This is a genomic window from Actinomycetota bacterium, from assembly GCA_004297305.1.
GTDB lineage: Bacteria > Actinomycetota > Actinomycetes > S36-B12 > FW305-bin1 > FW305-bin1.
Window position 1 is genome coordinate 40,202 of the sequence record SCTR01000005.1, and the last position, 22,486, is coordinate 62,687.

19 protein-coding genes are annotated in these 22,486 nt (G+C 71.2%); 2 read left to right on the plus strand and 17 right to left on the minus strand.

Going from position 1 to position 22,486, the window contains the following annotated elements; translation table 11 throughout:
- Positions 1 to 259: 259 nt before the first annotated feature.
- From EPO13_01865 to EPO13_01875, 3 genes are read right to left on the minus strand one after another with little or no spacing between them, the layout of a single operon-like run.
- Positions 260 to 2,464 carry a molybdopterin dinucleotide-binding protein gene (locus tag EPO13_01865; GenBank protein ID TAK70645.1) on the minus strand — a complete coding sequence of 735 codons (2,205 nt, stop codon included), beginning with the start codon at positions 2,462 to 2,464 and terminating at the stop codon, positions 260 to 262.
- A 34-nt stretch (positions 2,465 to 2,498) separates the two neighbouring features.
- Positions 2,499 to 3,560 carry an NAD(P)-dependent glycerol-3-phosphate dehydrogenase gene (locus EPO13_01870; GenBank protein ID TAK70646.1) on the minus strand — a complete coding sequence of 354 codons (1,062 nt, stop codon included), beginning with the start codon at positions 3,558 to 3,560 and terminating at the stop codon, positions 2,499 to 2,501.
- Positions 3,557 to 4,261 carry a 1-acyl-sn-glycerol-3-phosphate acyltransferase gene (locus tag EPO13_01875; protein ID TAK70795.1) on the minus strand — a complete coding sequence of 235 codons (705 nt, stop codon included), beginning with the start codon at positions 4,259 to 4,261 and terminating at the stop codon, positions 3,557 to 3,559. The genes EPO13_01870 and EPO13_01875 overlap by 4 nt, the downstream gene beginning before the upstream one ends.
- Positions 4,262 to 4,470: 209 nt before the next feature.
- Between EPO13_01875 and cofC the strand changes: the two genes are divergently transcribed.
- Positions 4,471 to 5,085, plus strand: coding sequence for a 2-phospho-L-lactate guanylyltransferase (cofC, locus tag EPO13_01880; protein TAK70647.1), 615 nt, complete (start codon positions 4,471 to 4,473; stop codon positions 5,083 to 5,085).
- Positions 5,086 to 5,274: 189 nt separating this feature from the next.
- Here cofC and EPO13_01885 read toward each other — a convergent pair whose 3' ends face one another.
- The 3 genes from EPO13_01885 to leuC all read right to left on the minus strand — a co-directional run bounded on the left by EPO13_01885 (position 5,275) and on the right by leuC (position 8,302).
- Complete coding sequence (locus EPO13_01885; GenBank protein TAK70648.1) at positions 5,275 to 5,859, minus strand: HU family DNA-binding protein; 585 nt, start codon at positions 5,857 to 5,859, stop codon at positions 5,275 to 5,277.
- 378 nt (positions 5,860 to 6,237) lie between these two features.
- Positions 6,238 to 6,825 carry a 3-isopropylmalate dehydratase small subunit gene (gene leuD / locus EPO13_01890; GenBank protein ID TAK70649.1) on the minus strand — a complete coding sequence of 196 codons (588 nt, stop codon included), beginning with the start codon at positions 6,823 to 6,825 and terminating at the stop codon, positions 6,238 to 6,240.
- A 64-nt stretch (positions 6,826 to 6,889) separates the two neighbouring features.
- Positions 6,890 to 8,302: a 3-isopropylmalate dehydratase large subunit gene (leuC, locus tag EPO13_01895; GenBank protein ID TAK70650.1), complete on the minus strand. Its 1,413-nt coding sequence runs from the start codon at positions 8,300 to 8,302 to the stop codon at positions 6,890 to 6,892.
- Between the two features lie 103 nt (positions 8,303 to 8,405).
- Here leuC and EPO13_01900 point away from each other — a divergent pair, with 103 nt between their 5' ends.
- Positions 8,406 to 9,131 (plus strand): IclR family transcriptional regulator, encoded by a 726-nt coding sequence (locus EPO13_01900; protein TAK70651.1) that lies wholly within the window; start codon positions 8,406 to 8,408, stop codon positions 9,129 to 9,131.
- Positions 9,132 to 9,160: 29 nt separating this feature from the next.
- Here the strand turns inward: EPO13_01900 and EPO13_01905 are convergent, their stop codons facing one another.
- The 11 genes from EPO13_01905 to EPO13_01955 all read right to left on the minus strand — a co-directional run bounded on the left by EPO13_01905 (position 9,161) and on the right by EPO13_01955 (position 22,401).
- Entirely contained in the window at positions 9,161 to 10,231 is a 1,071-nt protein-coding gene (locus EPO13_01905; protein TAK70796.1) for an ABC transporter ATP-binding protein, read from the minus strand.
- On the minus strand, positions 10,228 to 11,064 hold the full coding sequence (gene modB, locus EPO13_01910) for a molybdate ABC transporter permease subunit (GenBank protein ID TAK70652.1): 837 nt from the start codon (positions 11,062 to 11,064) through the stop codon (positions 10,228 to 10,230). Before modB ends, EPO13_01905 begins: the two co-directional genes overlap by 4 nt.
- 37 nt (positions 11,065 to 11,101) lie before the next feature.
- The gene (modA, locus tag EPO13_01915; protein ID TAK70653.1) at positions 11,102 to 11,884 is read right to left on the minus strand and encodes a molybdate ABC transporter substrate-binding protein; all 783 of its coding nucleotides are present in this window, start codon (positions 11,882 to 11,884) and stop codon (positions 11,102 to 11,104) included.
- Positions 11,881 to 12,297, minus strand: coding sequence for a helix-turn-helix domain-containing protein (locus EPO13_01920; protein ID TAK70654.1), 417 nt, complete (start codon positions 12,295 to 12,297; stop codon positions 11,881 to 11,883). Before EPO13_01920 ends, modA begins: the two co-directional genes overlap by 4 nt.
- Positions 12,298 to 12,405: 108 nt before the next feature.
- Positions 12,406 to 13,638 carry a glycosyltransferase family 1 protein gene (locus tag EPO13_01925; GenBank protein ID TAK70655.1) on the minus strand — a complete coding sequence of 411 codons (1,233 nt, stop codon included), beginning with the start codon at positions 13,636 to 13,638 and terminating at the stop codon, positions 12,406 to 12,408.
- Positions 13,639 to 13,784: 146 nt separating this feature from the next.
- The gene (locus tag EPO13_01930) at positions 13,785 to 14,909 is read right to left on the minus strand and encodes an FAD-binding protein (protein TAK70656.1); all 1,125 of its coding nucleotides are present in this window, start codon (positions 14,907 to 14,909) and stop codon (positions 13,785 to 13,787) included.
- A gap of 109 nt (positions 14,910 to 15,018) precedes the next feature.
- Positions 15,019 to 16,638, minus strand: a complete 1,620-nt coding sequence (locus EPO13_01935) for a helix-turn-helix transcriptional regulator (GenBank protein TAK70657.1) — start codon at positions 16,636 to 16,638, stop codon at positions 15,019 to 15,021.
- 124 nt (positions 16,639 to 16,762) lie between these two features.
- A complete protein-coding gene (locus EPO13_01940; protein ID TAK70658.1) occupies positions 16,763 to 18,016 on the minus strand; it encodes a DUF916 domain-containing protein in 1,254 nt (417 codons plus the stop codon).
- Positions 18,017 to 18,126: 110 nt separating this feature from the next.
- Positions 18,127 to 19,788, minus strand: coding sequence for a hypothetical protein (locus EPO13_01945; GenBank protein TAK70659.1), 1,662 nt, complete (start codon positions 19,786 to 19,788; stop codon positions 18,127 to 18,129).
- Between the two features lie 264 nt (positions 19,789 to 20,052).
- Positions 20,053 to 21,195: an Ig-like domain repeat protein gene (locus EPO13_01950; GenBank protein TAK70660.1), complete on the minus strand. Its 1,143-nt coding sequence runs from the start codon at positions 21,193 to 21,195 to the stop codon at positions 20,053 to 20,055.
- A gap of 66 nt (positions 21,196 to 21,261) precedes the next feature.
- Positions 21,262 to 22,401: an Ig-like domain repeat protein gene (locus EPO13_01955; protein TAK70661.1), complete on the minus strand. Its 1,140-nt coding sequence runs from the start codon at positions 22,399 to 22,401 to the stop codon at positions 21,262 to 21,264.
- Positions 22,402 to 22,486: the final 85 nt, after the last annotated feature.

The following is a 22,486-nucleotide window of genomic DNA, read 5'->3' on the forward strand; positions in this document are numbered from 1 at the left end:
TGCGCGCCTTGTCGTCGCCATACCGGCCGGTAGCCGACCCGGTGACGACCGGAAGGCGCGCAACAGCGGGCCGTCGGCACAGTAGGTCGAGCGATCCGGGAAAGTCAACGGATTGGACGACCTCCTGGCGGAACCTTTGGATTCGGCCCGAAACTCTGGATTGGCGGAACCTTGGACTTGGCCGAGCCTTGGGGCTGGCGAAGCCTTGGGCTGGCGGAACCTTGGGGCTGGCGGAACCTGGGGTTGCCCGAACCCGTGGTCAGCCGGCCGGCCGGACGCTCACCGCGATGTTGCCCATGCGGGGCATGCCGACGTAGGGATCGGCGAGGTCGGCGCCGTCGAGGATCCGGCCCGGCGGGCTGCCGATCTGCCGGAACTCGTCGTCGCGGTCCGGCGAGTCGCCGTAGCCGAAGGTCATCGCGACGAGGCCTTCAAGCAGGTCCGGGTCCGGTTCGGCGAGGGTCAGGATCGCCGCGCGCGGCGTGGCGATCTCGACCACGTCGCCGCGAGCGATGCCCAGTCGCTCGAGGTCGGCCGGGTGCAGATAGGCCGGGTTGTTGGGGCGGCCGCGGTTGGTGGCCTGGTCGTTCACCGTCGTGTTGTTCATGTGCTGCGTACGGATGCTGATCAGCCGGAACGGATACTGCTGCGCATCGGCCTGCCCGGGTGCCCGTTCGTCGGCCAACTCCGCTGCGAGGTCGGCGAGGATGTCGGCGTTGGCCAGGTCGAACCGGCCCTGCCAGCCCGGCTCGGCCGGCCCGACCACCTGCCGGGGCTCGGGGAAGACGGCCCCCGACGGGTGCTGCTTGACCTCGTCGAGCGAAACCCGGCCACCCTCGACGAGCGCGGCCATGAGTTCCTCCGCGTCCGGCAGCCTCGCCATGTCGACCACGACACCGCCGTCGTCCAGCCGCGGCACCAACGACATCGGCTTGATGTTCAGCTGCAGTCCCATCCGCCCCGCGACGCCCCACAGGAACTCCCACTCCGGGATGACCTCGGAGTCCTCCGGCGGCGCCGCGATCGCTGCGGTGTACTGGCCGTGCGCCTGCGCCGGCCCGTAGTACGTCGGCAACGCGATCACGAAGTCGGTCAGTGCCGTGAACCCGGGTACCTCGTAGAACATCGTCGGCGCGATCACGTAGTCGGCGGCGCGGGCACTGGCCGACAGCCAGGGATCGAACTGGACGAACAGGTCGAGGGAACGCAGCGCCGCCAGCGCCTTGAGCTGGTCCGGCCACGCGATGACGGGATTGCCGCCCACACTCAGCAGAGCCCGGACTCCGCCGGGGCCGTCGTAAAGCATCTCGTCCGCCAGCGCGCCGGTGGGCATCCCGGCGACCGTCTGGGTCAAGCCGCCGGCCCGCATCGTCTCGCCGATGCCGTAGGCGGGCGTGGGCTCGTACGCCTGGGCCCGCCACGGCCCCGAGGCCAGCAGGGTCGTGGTGCGCGCGACGACCTCGCCCTCACGCAACCAATGCCCGCACAACGTCTCCAGCACCAGGGCCAGATACTCGATGAGGGTGCTGCTCTTGGCGAATCCCGGACCGACGCCGCACGCGATGTAGCCCCGGCGGGCCGCGGCGAACCGGCGTGCGAGCTCCACCAGGTCGGTCGGGTCGACCCCGGCGCGCTCGGCGACGAACTGGGGGGTGAAGTCGGCGACCGCGGCGCGCAACGCCTCGACGCCGCGGGCGTTGGCGGACACGAACGCGTCGTCGTGCCAGCCTTCGCCGAGGATGACGTTGATCAGGCAGGCCAGGATCGCCGGGTCGTGACCGGGCCGCGGCCGCACGTGCAGGTCCGCCCGGCGGGCGACGTCGGAACGCCGCGGGTCCAGCACGAGCAGTTGCATTCCTGCCTTCTGCCGGTCCCGCAGCCAGTGACCGGGATGTCCTCCGGCGGCGCCGTAGTACGTCTTGAACGGGTTGGCACCGACCAGCAACGCGACGTCCGGGTCGTGGTAGCCCTGCAGCGGAGCGCCCCACCGGCCGTGCATCGCCAGCGCCAATGCCTTGCCCGGCTTGTCCAAGGTGCTCGGCGAGAACTTCATGGGACTGCCGATCGCGGACATGATCGCCCCCATGAAGGGGTCCGCCAGCGGCGCCCCGGCGGCCCCGGAACCGACGTAGGACGCGATCGCGCGCGGGCCGTGGCGATCGAGGATCTGCGACAACCGTTCGGCGACCTCGTCCATGGCGTCGGCCACCGGGATCCGGCGGTAGGTCCCGTCCGGCTGCCGCTTCAGACTGTGCCGGAGCCGATCGGGATGGTTGTGCAGCGCCGGCTGCTGCTGGCCCTTGATGCAGGAGTAGCCGTCGAAGATCGGGTTGGCCGGATTGCCCTTCACCCGGACGAGCCGGCCGGCGTCGACCTCGACCAGCGTGGGACAGGAGTTGATGCACGCGCGGCAGAATGAGTGCCGCAGCTGCGGGCCGGCAGCGTCTCGGCTATCGACAGTCACAACTCAGGGACGGTACGGACGGGCTGGCACCCGGTCAAGCAACGGCGTCAGGTCCTGCCGACGGGCTTCGCGAGTCGCCTCCGGCCAGCGCGGCGTACCCGAGTTCGGCCTTGGGGCTACGAGCCATCAGCGCCTGCAACATGTCCGTGGGCTGCAGACCGTGATGCAGCACCTGGACGACCTGTTCGGTGATCGGCATGTCGACGCCGTGCCGCTGCGCGAGATCGAGAATCGCCCGAGAACTCTTGTAGCCCTCGCAGGTCTGCACGCTCACCGCGAGCGTCTGCTCGACGGTCAGCCCGCGGCCGAGGTTTTCCCCGAACGTCCGGTTCCGCGACAACGGCGAACTGCAAGTGGCGACCAGGTCGCCGATTCCCGCCAGTCCGAGGAAGGTCATGGGGTTCGCGCCCAGCGCGACACCGAGGCGGGTCATCTCCGCCAGCCCGCGGGTGATCAGGGCTGCCTGGCTGTTCTCGCCGAGTCGGTATCCGGCGGCCATGCCCGTGGCGATGGCAATCACGTTCTTGACCGCGCCGCCGATCTCGACACCGACGACGTCCGTGGTGAAGTAAGGCCGGAAGTACGCGGTGGCACAGGCGGCCTGCAGCGCCCGGGCGCTCGCCTCGTCCGCACACGCGACGGTGGTGGCCGCCGGCTGCCGCCGCACGATCTCCGCGGCGAGGTTCGGGCCGGAGACCACCGCAACCCGACTCATCGGCGCTCGCATCACCTGGGCGACCAGTTCGCTCATCCGCAGCGCCGTGCCGGCCTCGATGCCCTTCACCAGCGTGACCAGCACGGCATCGGCCGGTACGGCGGCCCGCCAGCGCTCGAGGTTCTCCCGCAACGTCTGCGACGGCAGTGCCAGCACGACGATCCGCGCGCCGGCCAGCGCAGCGTCGGCGTCCGTGGTGGCCACGATGCCGGACGGCAACTCGAGGTCGGGATGGTAGGCGCGGTTACGGCGATGGGTTGTCACGTCCGCGACGATCGCTTCGTCTCGCGCCCACAGCCGGACGTCCCCGCCGGCGTCGGCGAGCACCATGGCGAACGCCGTACCCCAGGAGCCCGCCCCCATGACAGCAACGGCGGTCACGGTGCGGTGTCACCCTGCTGCCGGCGTAGGGCGGCACGATCGAGGCGGACCGGTGGAGCGGACTCTCCCCGGATCTCCTCGAGCAGAGCGGTGATCGCGGCCACGATCCGCCCGGTCGCGATGCGCAGCGTCTCGGCGTCCATCGGCCGGTCCCGCAGGTCGTCGAGGTCCACCGGCCGGCCGGCCCGGACCTGCATCCGCTTCACCGGCAGCAGCCGGAACTGCTTGCGGTACGGCCACATGATCTGCTGGGCGCCCCAGTGCGCCAGCGGGACCACCGGAGCACCGGACACCAGCGCGATCCTCGCGACCCCGGTGCGTCCGGCCATCGGCCACAAACGCGGATCGCGGGTGATCGTGCCCTCCGGGTAGACCACGACACACTCCCCCCGGCCGGCGGCCGCCACCGCGGCACGGACGGAGGCGACGGCCTCCCTGCTCTCCCGGTACACCGGAATCTGGCCGGCGCCGCGGATCACTCGGCCCACCAACGGAATACGGAACAGCGACTCCTTGGCCAGGAAGCGGGGGGGGCGGCCGTTCAGATAGAGATACTGCGACACGACCAAGGGGTCGAACCACGACAGGTGATTGGAGGCCACCACGATTCCCTGGCCACCCTGGTCGAGATTCTCCTGGCCGGACCAGCTGTGCCGGGTGAAGATGGCCAGGAACGGCCGTAGCACGACGATCGCCAACAGATAGAAGGCGCCGAGCTTCTTGTCGTGCCTGACCCTGCGCACTCGTCCTCCCCAACCGTCGACATGTCCGACACCGTCGACGCAGCCGGCGCGACCGGTCGTCCACGCCCCCGCATCCTGGCCGCGCCCAGCGGCTCTGTCGAGGCGCACCGCCGACTCGTCGACCGCCGCCGCGTCACCGCGACCGGCCACCCTGCTTAGATGACGCCGTGCACCCCCCGCCCACCTGGACGGTCCTGGTGCCGGTGAAGGGCCTCGACGCCGCGAAGTCACGACTCGGTCCGGCGCAGCCGGACCAGCGATCCGCGCTGGCACTGGCCTTCGCCGCCGATGTCGTCCTGGCCGCACGGCGCTGCCCGGCGGTCGGCCAGGTCCTCGTGGTCACCGACGACGACCGGGCGGCCGCCCAGCTGGCGCCGTTGGGCGCATCGATCAGCCGTCCGGCGGCCGCGAGTCTCAACGCTGCCCTGCGCGCCGCCGCCGCGGATCTGCCCGCCGGCAGCGACGTCGCCGCGCTGGTCGCCGACCTTCCGGCGCTGCGCGAGGACGAACTCGGTCGCGCCCTCGCCGCGGCGACCCCGGGTCGGTCGTTCGTGTCCGACGCCGCCGGTACGGGAACGACCCTGCTCATGGCCCGCCACGGCCACCGGCTGGATCCCCACTTCGGCAACCGATCTCGTGCTGCCCACACCGGCAGCGGCGCGGTCGAGCTTCCGTTGGATTCCGTTGCGGGCCTGCGTCGCGACGTGGACACCGAGATCGATCTGGCCGACGCCCGCCGGCTCGGCGTGGGCCGCCACACCGCTGCCCTGCTCGACGTCTGACGCATCGTCGACCCCACCCCGCCGGCGCCGCGCAGGGAGCGCCGCCGGGACAGCCTGTGGCCCAACGACCCGGCACCCGACGGCCAGGTAACCGCAGCGAAGTGATGTGGCGCCGGACAGGCGACCTGGCCCCAACAGCCTGCCGGCCCGCCCCAGGAACGGGGCGGGCCGGCAGGTTGAGATCTGTGGTCAGCGAGCGGTGCGCTTGGCCGGCGCCTTCTTCGCGACCGTCCGGCGAACCGGAGCGGCCTTCTTGGCCGCGGTCTTCTTCACGGCCGTCCGGGTCACCGGTGCCGTCTTCTTCGCCACGGTCCGCTTCGCGGCAGTCCGCGTCGTCGGCACGGCCTTCGTCGCCTTCTTCACTGGCGCAGCCTTCTTCGCGGCTGCCTTCTTCACCGGGGCGGCCTTGACCGCCGTGGTCTTCTTCGCCGCCGCCTTCTTCACCGGCGCAGCCTTCTTGGCCGCCGTGGTCTTGGTCGCGGCAGTCTTGCGGGCGCCGGACACCAGGACCTTGAACTCGGTGCCGGGACGGAACTTGGGCAGCCGCGTCGCCCTGATCTTCACGGTCTCGCCGGTCCGCGGGTTACGGCCGGTCCGTGCTGCGCGATCGGCGCGCTCGAAGACGCCGAAGCCGCTGATCGCGACCTTGTCGCCCTTCGCCACGGTGCGCTTGACTTCCTCGAGCAGCGCTTCGATGAAGTCGGCGGTGTCCTTCTTGCTCTGTCCCAGGCGCGCAGAGAGCGCCTCGATGAGAGTCGCCTTGTTGTGGCTCACTGCCTACCCCTCCGGAGGGTCTCACGACGGACCTGTGTCCGATTCGGGGAGAACGCTAGACCCCAGGGGCGCGCGTCACAACGCACCGACAAGCAGGCGCGTTGCGTGCCAACAGGTTACACCGGGTTGAGCACTACCGGGCCAGCTCGCCGGACAGCGGACCGCAATCACCACCAGAAGCCGTAACCGATTGCAGTGCAACGACTCTTGTCGCCGAACTCTGGCTGTGACCACCACGGCGGCCGGCCGCCGGCAGCCGCGTACCCCGCCGCGCAGGCCACGCGGAACCCCCGAAAAAGTCTCGCCGCGTGGGCGTGTCGCGGCGCGCGCGAGCGCCCACGTCGCCGACGGGGGCGCCCCGGCCCGACAGTCAGCCGGTCAGCCGGTCACCGGAAGGAACGCCGGCCGAGCCGCCTCGAAACGCGTGATCTCGTCCGCGTGTTGCAACGTGATACCGATGTCGTCCAGCCCGGACAGGAAACGCCACCGGACGTAGTCGTCGACCTCGATCGCAGCCACGAGGTCGCCGACGCTGACCTGACGCTCGACCAGGTCGACGGTGACCGCCGTCGCCGGCTCCGACTCCGCGATGGCCTGCAGGCGTTCGATGACCTCGGGTGCGACGACGGCCGTCAGCAGTCCTCCCTTGCCGGAGTTGCCGCGGAAGATGTCGGCGAACCGGGCAGACAGCACGACCTTGAACCCGTAGTCCTGCAGCGCCCATACGGCGTGCTCACGCGATGAGCCGGTCCCGAAGTCCGGTCCGGCCACGAGGATCGACGCTCCGGCGTACTCGGGCCGGTTGAGGACGAAGTCCGGGTCCTTGCGCCAGGCGGAGAAGAGTCCGTCTTCGAAGCCGTGCCGGGAGATTCGCTTCAGGTACTCGGCGGGGATGATCTGGTCGGTGTCGACGTTGCTGCGACGCAGCGGGACGACCCGTCCGGTGTGCACCGTGAACTTCTCCATGACGTACTCCTTCTGACAGCGACGGGCGGGATGACTGGCGCGACCGGCTCAGGGCGAGACAGACTCAGGCCGAGACCGGTTCGAGATCGGCCGGCGCCGCCAGCCGGCCCTGGACGGCGGTCGCCGCGGCCACTGCCGGCGACACCAGATGGGTTCGGCCGCCGGGCCCCTGCCGTCCTTCGAAGTTGCGGTTCGACGTCGACGCCGAACGCTCGCCGGCAGTCAGCTTGTCCGCGTTCATGGCCAGGCACATCGAGCAGCCCGCTTCCCGCCATTGCGCTCCAGCGGCACGCACGACGGCATCCAGGCCCTCGGCCTCGGCCTGCACCTTGACCTGGCCGGAACCGGGGACGACGAGCATGCGCACGCCCTCGGCAACGTGCCGGCCCCGCAACACCTCGGCGACCGCTCGCAGGTCCTCGATCCGGCCATTCGTGCAGGAACCCACGAACACGGTGTCGACAGTGATGTCGCGCAGCGCCGTTCCCGGTTGCAGACCCATGTACTGCAGGGCACGTTCGAGCGAGGCGCGCTGATCCGGGTCGGCGACGTCCTGCGGCGACGGCACCCGGCCGGCCAGCGGAGAACCCTGCCCGGGGTTGGTACCCCAGGTGACGAACGGCGTCAGTGCGGCCGCATCGATGTGGACCACGCGGTCGAACACCGCGTCGTCGTCGGTGGCCAGCGACCGCCAGTACTGCACGGCCTGGTCCCACAGCGCGCCCTTCGGAGCGTGCTCGCGACCTTGCAGATACGCGAAGGTCGTGTCGTCGGGAGCGATGAGGCCCGCCCGAGCACCGGCTTCGATCGACATGTTGCAGATCGTCATCCGCGCTTCCATCGACAGGGCACGGATCGCCTCGCCGCGATACTCCAGCACGTAGCCCTGACCGCCGCCGGTTCCGATCTCGGCGATGATCGCCAGGATCAGATCCTTCGCGCCGACCCCGGCCGGCAACTCACCGTCCACCTCGATCGCCATGGTCCGGAACGGCTTCAGCGGCAGCGTCTGGGTCGCCAGCACATGCTCGACCTCGCTCGTGCCGATTCCGAACGCCAGTGCTCCGAAGGCGCCGTGCGTCGAGGTATGCGAGTCGCCGCACACCACCGTCATGCCCGGCTGGGTCAGCCCCAGCTGCGGGCCGACGACGTGGACGATGCCCTGGTCGCGATGGCCCATCGGGGCGTGCCGGATACCGAACTCGGCACAGTTGCGGGCCAGCGCGGCCAGTTGGGCCCGCGAGACCGGGTCCGCGATCGGCAGGTGCGTGTCGATCGTCGGGACGTTGTGGTCCTCCGTCGCGATCGTCAGATCGGGTCGGCGAACCCGGCGGCCGGAGTCCCGCAGACCGTCGAATGCCTGCGGGCTGGTCACCTCGTGAACCAGATGCAGGTCGATATAGAGGAGATCGGGCTCGCCGTCGGCGCGCCGTACGACGTGTGACTCCCATACCTTCTGCGCCAGTGTCATGCCCACGGCGACCTCCTCGACCCAGCACGGCGGCCGGCCGGCGTACCGCCGAGCGGCCCTGGTTCCAGCGTCCCTTGACTTCTCAGGATGTGAGACGCAGTATCACTGCATGGACAAGTCTAGCGGTGTCGGCGTGCTGGACAAAGCGGCTGCCGTACTGGCTGCACTCGAAGGTGGTCCGCTGACCCTGGGCGGGCTGGTCGCCGCGACCGGCCTGGCGCGGCCGACGGCCCATCGACTGGCCACGGCGCTGGAACACCACCGCATCGTCGCCCGAGACCTGAACGGGCGCTTCTGCCTGGGGCCCAGGCTCGGCGAGCTCGCCGCGGCCGCCGGCGAGGACCGTCTGGTCGCCGCCGCGGGGCCGGTGCTCATGACCTTGCGCGACGCCACCACCGAGAGCACCCAGCTCTACCGTCGCCTCGGCGACCAGCGCATCTGTGTGGCTGCGGCAGAACGCCTCAGCGGCCTTCGGGACTCCGTGCCGGTGGGCGCGACGCTGACCATGCATGCCGGTTCGGCGGCCCAGGTCCTGCTGGCCTGGGAGGACCCCGAGCGGATGCATCTGGGACTGCAGGGAGCGGTGTTCAGCGCCACGACGCTGGCCGGAGTACGCCGGCGCGGCTGGGCGCAGAGCGTCGCCGAGCGCGAAGCGGGCGTCGCCTCGGTATCTGCCCCGGTCCGGTCACCGGCCGGCAAGGTCGTCGCCGCGGTCTCGGTCTCCGGGCCGCTGGAACGGCTGGGCCGGGTTCCCGGCCGGCTGCACGCCGCCGCCGTCCTGGCCGCGGCGGGCCGGCTCACCGAGGCGCTGCGGCGGGCCGCAGCCACCGCGTAGCGATCAGGACCCCGCGACCGGAGTTCTGCTCAGCGGGGATACACCTCGATCTCGGTTGCCTTGAGCGACAGCCACACCGGGCTGCCGGGAGCCACCCGCAGTTCGGCCATCGCCGCAGGCGTGAGATCGACCAGCACGTCCGGTGGTCCCACGGTCGACAGCCGCACCCGGTCGGTGAGCAGGTCCGCGCCGGTCACGGTGGCCGCCCAGGTGTTGCGGACGCTGACGCCGGACGGGCGACTGGTCGCCACCGTCACCGCGGAGGGTCGGAACGCGACATGAACCGGCCCGGATTCGGCCTGGTCGGCCACGACCAGCTGGCCGCCGCCCTCCACGGTGACCACCGCGTCGGCCAGCCGACCGGCGATCAGGTTGAGCCCGACCAGCTTGGCGACGTACGGCGACGCCGGACGCCGGGCCACGTCGGCCGGCGGCGCGTCCTGCACCACCCGGCCGGCCTCCAGTACCAGCAACCGGTCGGCCAGCACGAGCGCATCGACCGGGTCGTGCGTGACGAGCAGGACCGGGATGTCGGCGGCCGCCAGGTGCGACCGCAGCGTCGCCTGGACTTCCGCCCGGGTTCGCGCGTCCAACGCCGCCAGCGGTTCGTCGAGCAGGAGCAACTCGGGGCTGGTGGCCAGTGCCCGCGCCAGCGCTACCCGCTGCGACTGCCCGCCCGACAACGAGGCCGGGCGGCGCTGTCGCAGGTCCGCGTCGGTCAGCCCGACCCGGTCCAACCAGCCCGCCGCGATCGCCCGTGACGTCGCGCGATCGGCCCCGCCGGCCCGTGGCCCGAACGCCACGTTGTCCAGGACGCTCAGCTGCGGAAACAACCGGTGGTCGGCGAAGACGAACCCGAGCCGTCGCTGCGACGGCGGGACGTGGATACCGGCCGCCGGATCGTCCAGGCGCCGGCCCGCCAGGCTGATCACGCCGCGATCCAGCGCGCCGAGGCCGGCCACGGCGGCCAGCAACGTGCTCTTGCCGGCGCCGTTGGGGCCGAGCACGGCGACGACCTCGCCGCGGTCGACCGTGGCCTGGACCTCGACACTGAAGGAACCCACCGAGGTGACGCCGTCGACGACCAGTCCGCCGCTCATGTCGTACTGTTCCCGCGCAGCCACTGGCCGCGCAGCGTCAGCAGGACGGCGACGGAGACGGCGAGCAACACGAGGCTGAGGGCGATAGCGGCCTCCGGGTCGGACTCCAAGGCCAGATACACCGCCAACGGCATGGTCTGCGTCCGCCCGGGAAAGTTCCCGGCGAACGTGATGGTGGCGCCGAACTCCCCCAGGGCCCGCGCGAAACACAGCGCAGCGCCGGCGACGATGGACGGCGCCACCAGCGGCAAGGTGATGCGCCGCAACACCACCGACCGACTGGCGCCCAAGGTCCGGGCAGCGTCTTCCAGGCCGCGATCCGCCGACCGCAGGCCGCCTTCGACGGTGACGACCAGGAACGGCAGCGCGACGAAGGTCTCCGCGAGCACGACGGCCGCCGGGGTGAACGGCAGCGTCACGCCGAACCACTGGTCCAGCCAGCGGCCGGCGAAGCCGTTGCGCCCCAAGGCGAACAGCAGTGCCACTCCCCCGACGACCGGCGGCATGACCAGCGGCAGCAGGACCAGGGCCCGCAGCGGGGTGACCCACCGGGACTGCCACCGGGCCAGGACCAGCGCCGCTGGGATGCCCAGCAGCAGCGACAGCACCGTGGCGATCGCGGCGGTGGACAACGACAGCCACAGCGCCTGCCGTACGGCGTCTTCGGCGAGAATGGCTCCCAGCCGCGACCAGGGCGCTCGCACCAGCAGGCCCACCAGGGGCAGCGCGAGGAATCCGAACCCGACGGCCGCTGCCACGACCACCGGCGAGGGCAACGACCGCAGACCGCGACCGTCACGACGGCCACGGGCGGCCACGACGTCTCGCCTCACCGGACCGCCGAGACCTTAGGGATCACCGGTAGGGAACTCATGGCGCGGCGAAACCCGCGCGGGCCAGGACGGCGTGACCGGCCGGCGAGGTCACCAGATCGACGAACGCCGTCGCCGTCGCACGCTGCCGCGTCGAGTTCACCACGGCCACCGGATACGCCGTGGACGCGTTCAGCCCCGCTGGAATCACGATGCCCTTCACGCTGTTTGCCGCTGCGACGACGTCGGTGACGTACACGACTCCGGCGTCGACCTCGCCGAGCGACACCTTGGTGAGGACGGCTTTCACATCGACCTCCGCGGTGACCGGAGTGACGGTGATGCCGGCATTGCTGAACACCTTGGCTGCCGTCGCGCCACAGGGCACCTGGCTCTGGCAGACCGCGACTTTCACCGTCGGCTTGGCCAGGTCGGGGAGGCCGGCAATTCCCGCTGGGTTTTCCGGCGGTACGGCGATCTGCATGGTATTGACCGCGAACGTCGCCGGCGTACCGACGACCGAGGCCGCCTGCGTCATGGTGGCCGGGCTGGCAGCGGCGAACACGTCCGCCGGCGCGCCCGCGGTGAGCTGCGCCGCCAGCGCCGAACTCGCCCCGAAGCTGAACGTCACCTTGGCCCCGGGGTGGGCGGCTTCGAAGTCCTTGCCCAGCTGGGTGAACGACTCCTGCAGGGAGGCTGCGGCGTACACCACGATCGACCCGTTCGCCGAGGCCGACCCGGACGGCGACGCCGCGGTGCCCGAGCCATCACCACAGGCTGCCAGTCCCGCGGCGGCGGCTACGCCGGCGACCAGAGCGAGCAGCTGACGGCGACGGTTCATGAGCGACTGCCGCCCGGAATCTCGACCGAGACGTTCGTGGACTTGATCGCCGCAACGGCGAGAACCCCCGGCTCGAGACCGAGTTCGTCGGCGGCCTCACGGCTCAGCAGCGACACGAAGCGGTGAGGGCCGGACTGGATCTCCACCTGGGCCATGACGGTGTCGCGCACCACTCGGGTCACCAGGCCGGTGAAGCGGTTGCGCACCGAATGACCCACGATCGACGCGGCCGGCAACGTCTCGGCCTCGGCGGCCACGTCCTGGGCCAGGCGGGCCAGTTCGGTCCCGGCAATGGTCACGCGGCCGGCATCGTCGGTCGCGGTCGCCACGCGCCCCTGCTCAGCCCACCGCCGCAGGGTGTCGTCACTGATGCCGAGCAAGGCGGCAGCCTGCCGGACGCGGAACTGGGACATGGCCCGCAGCCTAGCCGCACCTGCGGTGTCATTTGCCTACTGGATCCGCAGTTGCGGAGCTGGTGCGGGTCGTCGCGGCCGACCCGCGACGCAGCCGAGCGCGCGGTCCTACGGGCCGACGGCGGCGGCGGGCGCAGGCACATACGTCCCTGCACCGGCGGCGGTGGCCACCGGGACCCGCCGGGCACGCCGTCGCTCATGCCCGCTGACCCGGTAGAGCAACTCCTCGGTGGCGTCCACCGTGTTGCGCAGGTCGTACCAGCGTCGCGCCGTCGCCCGGCACCGGCGACCCAGCGACGGGTCGTGTTCGCGCCAGTCACGCAACCGGTGCAGTGCCGCGGCGATGCCCGCCGCATCCCCCGGCTCCACCAACAGGTCGTCGAAGCCCCGCGACAGGATCTCCGGTACGCCGCCGATCCGTGACGAGATCACCGGCAGACCGGCCGACATGCCCTCGATCACCACGCGTCCGAACGACTCCTCCAGCAGCGTGGGAAACACCACGACGTCGGCGGCGTGCAACGACGTCACCACGTCGCGTCGCAACGGCAGCCACGTCACGTTCGGTGGCGCCGCCGCCTGCAGTGGCCCGACGTACCGCCCACCGTCCGCCGGGTCGGCGAGGCCCTGCACGACCAGGTGTGCCTCGTGGCGCTCGAAAGCGGCCTGCTGCCAGGCATCGAGCAGGACGTGCGTCCCCTTGCCCTCGATGATCCGGCCGTAGCAGAGCACGACCAAGCCCTCCGACGGCAGTCCCAGCGCAGCACGAGCCAGTTGTCGCTGCAGGCCGGTGGCTGCCGTGAAATGGCCCGGATCGATCCCGTTGGGGATCACCTGGATCCGGTGTGCCGGTACGCCGTCGCGGACGTAGCGCTGCCGCAGGAACTCCGAGACCGCACCGAAGCCGCCGACGCGGTGTCCCAGCGCGCGGGTGAGCCGTGGTGAGAACGGCGAGACATGGTGCAGCGCGCAGACCATCGGCGCCCGGGTCGCCGCCGACACGACATGGGCCCAGGGCAGTTCCTCGACGCGATTGACGAAGACGACGTCGGGCCGCGCTGCCCGGCCGGCACGGATGCCCTGCACCAGGTTTCGCGCGGCGAGCACCGGAGACCGGCGCGGGACGTCGAAGCCGGACACCCGCCGCACCGACCGCGTGAACGAGCGGTACTCCCCGAAATCGTCCGCCTCGGCCCAGTCGGAGACCAGGTCGGTGACCTCCCAGTCGTACAGCAGGTCGATGGCGTGACCGCGAGCAGCGAGCTCACGCAGGATCTCGAACAGTTGTACTTCGATCCCGCCGAGGGGCGCCAACGCTCTGGTATTCGCCAGGATCCGCATCCGCCACCTCGTCGTCGCTCCCCACCGGGGGCAGCCGTCCTCCCCATTGGCCCGGCCACTCTGCGACGCCGTCGACGTCCGCGCCCGTCACCGTCACCCGAACGGCGGCGTGCACCCCGGTTCGCCGTGCCAGCGGTGAGGCGGGCTCACGCGGCGCTGGAGGCGGTCCTCGGCGTCGTGGCGGGTACGCCGGTGGGGCGCCGGTCGAGGTGCTGGACGACGTAGGCGGCGTCGCGTGCCACGCCCCACAACGACGCCGACGCCAGCGCGAACTGAAACTCGAGGCCGACGAAGTACAGCCCGGGCACGGCGACGCAGCTGCCGCGCTCGTGCCGTGGTACGCCGTGCTCGTCCAGTGCGGCGGCGATGTCGATCCAGGGGAAGTCGTGCCGGAAGCCGGTGCACCAGATCACGTTGGTCACGTCGAGCACCCGTCCGTCGTCGAGCTGCGGCAGGCCGTCCCGCGCGGCGACGACGCGCCCGACTCGGTCGACCCCGGCCCGGGCGAGCCACTTCGGCTTGACGCGGACCAGCGGAGTCGCCTTGCCGCGCAACGTCACTGCTGCGCGACGCCCGACCGGCGTGCGCAGCGACAGCACGTCGCGCTGCACGAACCGCACGATCCGGACCACGAACGTCCGCGCGAACCACCCGTCGATGTCCGGCGGGATATGCGGGACCGTCGGGCCTGCCAGCCAGGTCGGATGCGAGGCGACGACCTCGAGACTGATGTCGGCACCGGAGTTCCCGCCACCGACGACCAGCACACCGCCGGCCTGCAGCTGCGACGGGTTGCGGTAGTCCGCCGAATGCACCTGCACGAGGTGCGGATCGAGCTGGTCGGCGAAGCCGGGCAGCGCCGGCGTGGCATAGGAACCGGTGGCCACGACGACGTTCGCAGCGGTGAGGTCACCGGTTGTCGTGGAGACGACGAACCGGTCGCCGGATCGGCGCAGCCGGGTCACGCGAACGCCGTTGCGAACCGGCAGGTCGTGGTGGGCGGCATACGTTTCCAGGTAGTCGGCCATCTCGTCCTTCGTCGGCGCCAGGCCCCCGTGCGAGGCGAAGCGCAGGCCCGGCAGCCCGCAGTCGCGACCCGGGGTGAACAACCGCAGCGAATCCCAACGGTTGCGCCAGGCGTCCCCGACACGCGGCTGCGCGTCGAGGATGACGAAGTCGCGGCCGCGCTTCTTCAGTTCGTAGCCGGCGACGAGTCCGGCCTGGCCGCCGCCGATGACGATCGTGTCGACGTACGTGGAATCGATACTCATCTGCCCTACCTCCCAGGGACTTTCAGGTCGCTCCGAACGCTAGGAGCGGGGCCCTGGTAGGACATCCGAAGAAGTACCCATTTCGTTCACACATCTCGTGCCGAGTGGTTCAGACGAGGTCGTGCTGAAAGGCGTATGCCGTGGCCGCGGAGCGAGAGCCGACGCCGAGCTTGGCGAAGATGTTGCTCACATGCCGGTGGACGGTCTTCTCGCTCAAGAACAGGTCGTCGGCGATCGCGCGGTTGCTCATGCCGGCCGCGACCAGTCGCAGCACCTGCGCCTCGCGCCGCGACAGGCCACCCGGCGCCGCCGCTGCCCTACGCATGGACAGCCGCTGCACCCGGGCAAGGTCAGGTGCAGCGCCGAGTTCGGTGAAGACCCAGCCGGCGGCGTCCAGTTCCATCTCGGCGGTGTCGTCGTCACCGAGCGCGCGGCAGGCCTCGCCGATCAGGACCCGCACCCGCGCACCGTGGTACGGCGCCTCGAGTTCCTGCCAGCTCGTCCACGCCGACCGCAGGCAGCCCAGCGCCTGCTGCACCGCTCCCTCGGCCAGCATCACCGCGCCCTCGGCGGACCGGGACTCGGCCTGCAGCAACGGGACATCGAGCTGCGCGGCGATGCCGGACAGTTCGTCGGCAGCCTCACGCGCGGCGGGGACCTGCGCGGCCGCCAGGGCCACCTCCACGCATGGCCCGAGCAAGTGGGCGCGCCCGACGAGATCCGTCGTCTCGTCGAGCGCGCGGCGCAGCGCTGCGGTCGCCGACTCCAGATGCCCCTGCGCCAGTCGCAACAGGGCGAGCCCCGGCTGCGTGTCGCGCCCGTGCATGCTGGCGCGCTGGTACCCGGCTTCTGCCTCGGCGTACTGGCCTCGTAACCGGTGCACCTCGGCGAGCCGGTAGGCGGCGTTGCCGGCAGCGGGCCCGTCGCCAAGCCATTGCCGGGCCCGCTCGGCCTCCCGGTGCGCTTCGGGCCACGCGCCGTGCAGCGTGAGGATCTCCGCGCGATGCACCAGACAGGTGCCGCGGTACGGGACCAGGTCGGGATGCTCGTCGCACCAGCGCGTCAGCGCAGCGGTCCACTGCTGGGCGCGCCGCACCTCGAAGACCTGCTGGCAGGACTCGATCGCGGCGCAGTAGGCAAGCCCGGACACCAGCGGCGACACCGCATCAGTGCTGACGGCAACCATCACCTCGTCCAGCAACTGCAGACCTTCCTGCGCTCGCCCGAGCTGGATCAGGCACTGGCCCCGCCCAAGCCGGCACAACGTCATGCCGTCGGGATCGCGCAGCCGGTCCGCCTGCCGTTGCGTCTGCTCGAACTGCACGATGGCGGCGGCGTAGTCGCCGCCGAGCATCGCGGCAGCAGCCCACTGCCCGGCGACGAACCACCGGGCAGGACCGTCCAGCTCGTGCTCGTCGCAGAGGGCTTGCGCGCGAGCCAGCCAGCCGCCCCCCAGCGCGGACTCGCCGCGGGTGAGCAGCCCGAACGAGCACCAGCCGGCGGCCCGTGCCGCGCTCTCGACGTCGCCGGACGCCAGGTGGTCGGTGTAGGCGCGGCCCCAGGCCGCAGTGGACGCGTCGGCCTCGCCGATGCAGTGCGCCGCGACGGCCAACTCCTCGAGCTGCTGTGCTGCCAACGGCTCAGCTGCATCCACGGCGAGCAACTGGGTATACGTCTCGGCCCAGATCCGGTGGGTGCGGACGTCGCTGGAGTGCTCCGGTGTCGTCACAAGGCAGCCATTCTGCCGTCGGCTGCGGCTCGGCGTCACCGGTTGGACCGGAAAGGCGACGACCCCGGGTGACGTCGTTGCCTTTCGACGCGGCGCCCGCGTGCCGAGCCGCCCCGCCGTTTCGTCACCGGCGGTGACGGCCAGCCGAGCGAATCGGTCGAATGTCCTGGGGTTCGGCGGGACCGGGTTGGACGGCGCCCGGCTGCGCCGCTGTGGGCTGTACGGCGTTCAGCTGTACCGCGTTGGGCTGTACCGCGTTGGGCTGTACGACGTTGGGCTGCACGGCATTGGGCCGGTCGGTACCGGCAGTATCTGCTGCGGCGTTGTCCTGCAACGCGGCAGCCACCGCACCGGCGATCGCCTGCTCGACCCGGGTGGCACGGCGACGACGAGCGGTCAGGTACGCCGCGATCACGGCAATCACACCGAGCAGGACGAGGAGCTGACCGAACGGGAATGCCCACAGGCCGCTGCTACCGACTGCTTCGGCGACCGGTACCGCAAGGGTTCCGGCGCTCGAGTATGGCTCGAGCACGACCTCCGTGGTGATGCGAACGGTCGGCCAGCTGCCGGGGACGTATTCCGTCCGGGTCAGCGACGCTCCGGGCAGCAACTCCGGCAGGTCGGCCGGCGACACCGTGGCGGCGGCGAGGCCGAACGGTCCAGCGCTGGTGATCCGTTGCCGCGCTTCCAGTCGCACGTTGCCGGTATTGGTCGCCGTATAGGTGACCGCGACGGTGCCACCTGCCGCGGGATTCAGGGTTCCGTCGTAGCTGGTCTGGACGTCGGTGACGCTCAGCGCGGGCTGCAATTGCCCGGCGACCCGGATGTACACCCGCGAACCGATCCGGCGGTCGACCGCGACGGGGCCGCCACCGCTGCTGGTCACCAGGGAGGTGACGATGCCGCCGGTGTGGTCGCCGGGAGTGGCGTTGGCGGGCACGGTCAAGGTGAACGGCACGGTCACCGACTGCCCGGCCGGGACCGTGACGGACGGTGACGCCATCGTGATCCAGGTCCCGACGTCGTTCGACTTCTGGTCGGCAGCCAGCAGATCCAGGCCGCCGCTGGCGGTGGTGAACGCGTCACTGGCATAGACGCGCAGGTCCAGTGCCCGGTCGCTGCGATTGATGATCTCGATGCCGTCGCGCAACGTGCCGCCGGGTTGCGCGTCGTACGAGAAGTTCGGCCGGCCGGTGCCGACCTGGTTGTCCGCCGGCTCGGTGCCCCAGGTGACCGTCGTGCCGGGCGCGGTGGCCCCGGGAACCGGTGCGGGCGGATCGGCAGCGGCCGCCGCACCGCAGCCGAGGAACGCCACTGCCACAACGGCAATGGCGATCGCGGCACGCCGGATCCGACTACGCACGGTGGCTGGCACGCCGCGGCGTGGCGTCGCTGTCCGGTGTCACGTCGTCGTCCTTCGTCCGGTGAATCGGCGGAGGAGGGTCGTGGCCCGGGTCCCGTCAACCCGGACCACGACCCCGTCACTCAGCTGAGCGCGGTGAGCGTCAGCGTGGCGGTGTACGTGCCGGCAGCCGTGGTGACCGGCACTCGCAGGTCGAGCGCGGCACCGAGCGTGCCGGTGCCCTTCTCGTGGCCGACGACGGCGGACCCGAGGACCGAGGAGTCCTTGAGGCCGTTGCCGCTGTCGATCCCCGGTGTCACTGCCGCTCCGGCGGTGGCGCCCGCGCCCGGCGCGGTCACCGACGGGGTCCAGCCGAGGTACTTGCCGGACAGCCCGCCGGTGAAGTCGCCGACCTGGCCGGACACCGACCACGCCGGCGAACCCGCCCGGGTGTCGGTGACCTTGACCGGCTTCAGGTCGCCGGTGGACTGCAGGTAGGCACCCTGGTTGCTTGCCTCCGACAGCGTGACGGCGTGGTCGGTCGCGTCGATCGTCCAGACGAACTCGCCTGCGGGCTCCTGCACCGGAACGGTCGCGGTGATGGTCTGCTCATGCTCACCCGGCCCGGGCGGCGGCGTCGTGGCGAACGTGATCGGCGTGAAGGTCTCGTACCCGGTGCTGTTGGCACCCGAACCGCCGTAGGTGTAGATGCCGTAGTTGCCGGTGGCCGGAACGCTGGCGGTGTACGCCTCCTTGACGTTCAGGGTCGCGGTGAAGCTGCCGTCCGGGTTGAGCTCGATAGCGCCGGCGGCGGCACCGCCGATGGTCGCCATGCTGGCGGCCGGGACCGCCCACTTGGTCCCACCAGCACTGGCCGGTGACGCCGATCGTGCACTGCCCGGCGCGCCGGCGGTCGGCTGCCACACGTCGGCGAACTTGCCGAACACGACATACACACCGCCCGGTACGCCGTTCAACGGCGGCCGAGTGCCGTTCACCGTCGGGAAGAATCCCGTGCCCGTCACCGTCACGGTGTCGCCAGCGGGGTCGAACGTGTTCTTGGACAGGGTGACCGAGCCGTTCGGCGTCGCCGGGGGAACCACGACGGGCTCGAGGGCCACCGACGCCGAGATGTCGTCCAACGCCGCACCCTCGGCGAGGAAGTTCTGCAGCGCGGACGCGCCGGCGGCCGTCAACGTGACACCGGTACCGGACACCGTCGCCGAGTTCGTCCCGAGACTCACCGACGCCGTCGCGATACTGCCCAGCGCGACCTGGCTGAGCGACGTCGTGCCCGGCGGCTGACCGACGTTGTTCTCCGGGATGACCACGGTGACGTCGGCGAGCACCTGGCCGGTCGTGCCGTTAACGACCACGGTCGGGTTGGCGATCGTGATATCGAAGGCGTGCGACGGGAAGTGGTAGGCCACCGCGCCGGATCCGTTGATAGTGGCCGCCGTTGCGCTGCCGACGGAACCGCTGTTGGCGGCGAACACGTACGGCAGTGTCTCGTTGTTGCCGGCGACCGACGGCGTGCCGGCGGAGTCGAAGGTGGCCGGCGCCGTCACCGTGATCCGTTGCCCGGCAGGCAACGCACCGATCGGCGGCAGGGCGGCGGTCTGGTTGCCGACGTAGGTCCGGAACGCGGCCCGGAATCCCCAGTTCACCGTGCCGCTGTCGACATCGGCAGCGCTCGCCGAAGTCGCCCCGACGACTCCAGCTGTCGCGACCAGCGCGAGCACCGCGGTGGTCGCGACGAGGGCGCGCTTGCGACGCGGGCCCCTCGTCTTCGTTGACGTGGACATGCAGGTCCTCTCGTTGCGTACGCGCCTGACGGGGAGACGCTCCAGGGGGGTAGACCTCGTAGAAGCGAGGCAAGGCTTACCTAAGCAGACGGGGAGCGGGCCGCCAAGGGCCCGACCGGCCCGGCCCCGGGCGACCGTTGTGATCTGGGCCACGGACTAGGCCGAGCGGGCCGGACGGTGACCCAGGGTGGGCGTCACGTCACGGACAACGCCACGCCGTGCTGGCAGCGGACTACCGGCACGTGCGGTAGAACGCCCCGGGCGTCAGCGCGAACGAACGACCGTGAGCACCTTCGACGCCGTGCTCTTGCTCACCGTCCCGTTTCCCTTGAACACCACGGTGATCTTGTGCTTTCCGGGCGCCAGCCGCGGCAGCACGATGCTGGCCGCACCCTTCTTCAGCTTGGCCTTCCGGATGACCTTCCGGCCGTCCTTGACCACGACCTTGCCGGTCGCCGCCGCCAGCGACCCCGGCAGCGCGACGACAACCTTGAGCTTCACCGTCGTGCCGTAGCGGACCTTGGCCTGCTTGCCCTTGCCGACGTTCTTGAACGACAGGCCGACGGTCGACGGCGGCTGCGTGCTCACGCCGTAGCGCACCGACAGCGCCGACGGCGCCTTCTTGGTGTCCGCGCCGCCCCCGCTGCTGTACCAGTACGACGACAGCCCGGTCTGCAGCTGGAAGTCGACGAACGAGCGCGGCCAGGAGCCCCACCCGGCGGCGGTGCGGTTCTGCGGCGTACCGCCACCGGGAGCGTCGTAGCCGACCCCGGCGTACCGGGGGGTGGTGGTGAATCCGTAGGAATTCGCGCCGGCGACACCGGTCAGGTCGGCGACGACGACGCCGGCGACCGCGGGCAGCGGCGTCTTGACGTCCGGTTTGTCCATGCTGGAGGCATAGCCGCCGAGCGTCGCGATCAGCTGACCGGTGCCATCCGGCTGCACCACCAGTCGCGGATCGGTGATGGAGAACGGCAGCAGGCCGCCGTAGAAGTTGACCGACCAGGTGCCGGTCCATTGGATCGTCGAGACGCCGGTCACCGGGTCGACGCTGCCAGCGCCTCCGCCGACCACGACCTTCTGGCCCATCGCGCCGGCCGCGGCGCCGTCGCATTTCGTGGCGAAGGACGGGGTGCCACCGCCCTTGACGACGCTGACATTGCCTGCGGCAGTGGCGTAGGACGCCAGCGTGCCGTCGGACGTCCCGGCCGAGAAATAGTTGCAGCCGCCGTGCGGCGGGGCCGATTGCAACTCCGCGTTCCCGGTCCATTCCAGCACCGCGCCGGTCACCGGGGTCGGCGCAGCGAGGGCAGCGGGCGCTGCGACGACCGTGGCCCCCGCTACGGCGACGGCCAGTCCGCCAGCAGCGAGCAGCCGCGGATACCGGCGCGCTGTGACCAGGTGCATGTCATCTCCTGTTTCCCAGTGGACAGGGGCACCGCCGGCAGGCAAACCGGCGGTGCCCCAAGCGGTCTAGCGGACGACGCGGATGCTCTTGACGGTCGAGGTCGCCGCGGGAACTCCGCCGGCGCCGGGGAAGACGACCGTCAGCTTGTGGCGTCCCGGGGCCAGCGCCGGAAGGGTGACCACGGCCTTGCCGTCGTCGAGCACGCCCTTCTTGATCTTCTTCGTCCCGTCGTAGACGAAGACCTTGCCCTCAGCAGGGAACGCCGAACCGCGAAGCGCAGCGGTCACCACGGCCTTGAGCTTCAGCCGCTTGGCGGCCGGAACCGTCCGCAGCTTGGTGCCGAGCTTGATGCCGGCGGTCGCCGTGACCGGGCCCAGGTCGTAGTCGACCTCGACCGCCGCCGGCGCCTTGGTGCCGTCGGATGCCGCGCCGCTGGAGTAGAAGAAGGACGCCAGTCCGGTCGTGGCCTGGAAGTCGACGAACGACGCCGGCCACGAACCCCAGCCGGCCGCCGTACGGTTCTGCGGCGCGGAGCCGGTCGCGTTGTACTCGACGCCGGAGTACAGCGGTGTGGCGTCGAATCCGGTCACCGGAGTCAGCCCGGCGAAGCGGGCCACGACCACGTTGGGTACGGCGGCGACCGGCGTGGCCGGCCCCGAGGAGCCCATGCTGCCCGCGTAGCCATCCAGCGTCGCGGTCACGGTGCTGCTGCCGTCGGCCGCCACGGTCAGTTTCGGGTTGGTGATACTGAACGGCGCCAACCCGCCGTACATGTTGACCGACCAGGTCCCGGTCCACTGGATGGTGCCCGCACCGGTGGCCGGGTCGGTCGTGCCGGTACCCCCGGTGACCACGACCTGTTGGTCGACCCCCGCCGCGGTGGTCGCACCGTCGCACCGGGTCGCGTACGTCGCGGCCGCGGCTGCCTTGCGGATCGAGACGTTGCCGGCAGTCGCGGCGTAGCTGTCGGCGAGGTCGCCGGGATCCGACAGGCCGGCCGAGAAGTAGTGGCACTGACCAGGTATCGGTGCCGCGGACTGCAACAGCCGGCTGCCGCTCCAGGTCAGGACCGCGCCGGTCACGTCGATCGGCGCGGCGCTGGCCGCCGGGGCCGCCGCGATCCCGAGGGTGCCGATGAGGGCGGTCGACGCTGCGGTCGAGACGGCCGCGATGGCGGTACGGCGCAACCGGCTGCGGTGGGGCATGGGGATCTCCTCGGGGTCGACGGGTAGGACGGGAACTGCAGACGACCTGGCGGGGTCAGCCGGATCGGTCGGTCAACCGGCTCTG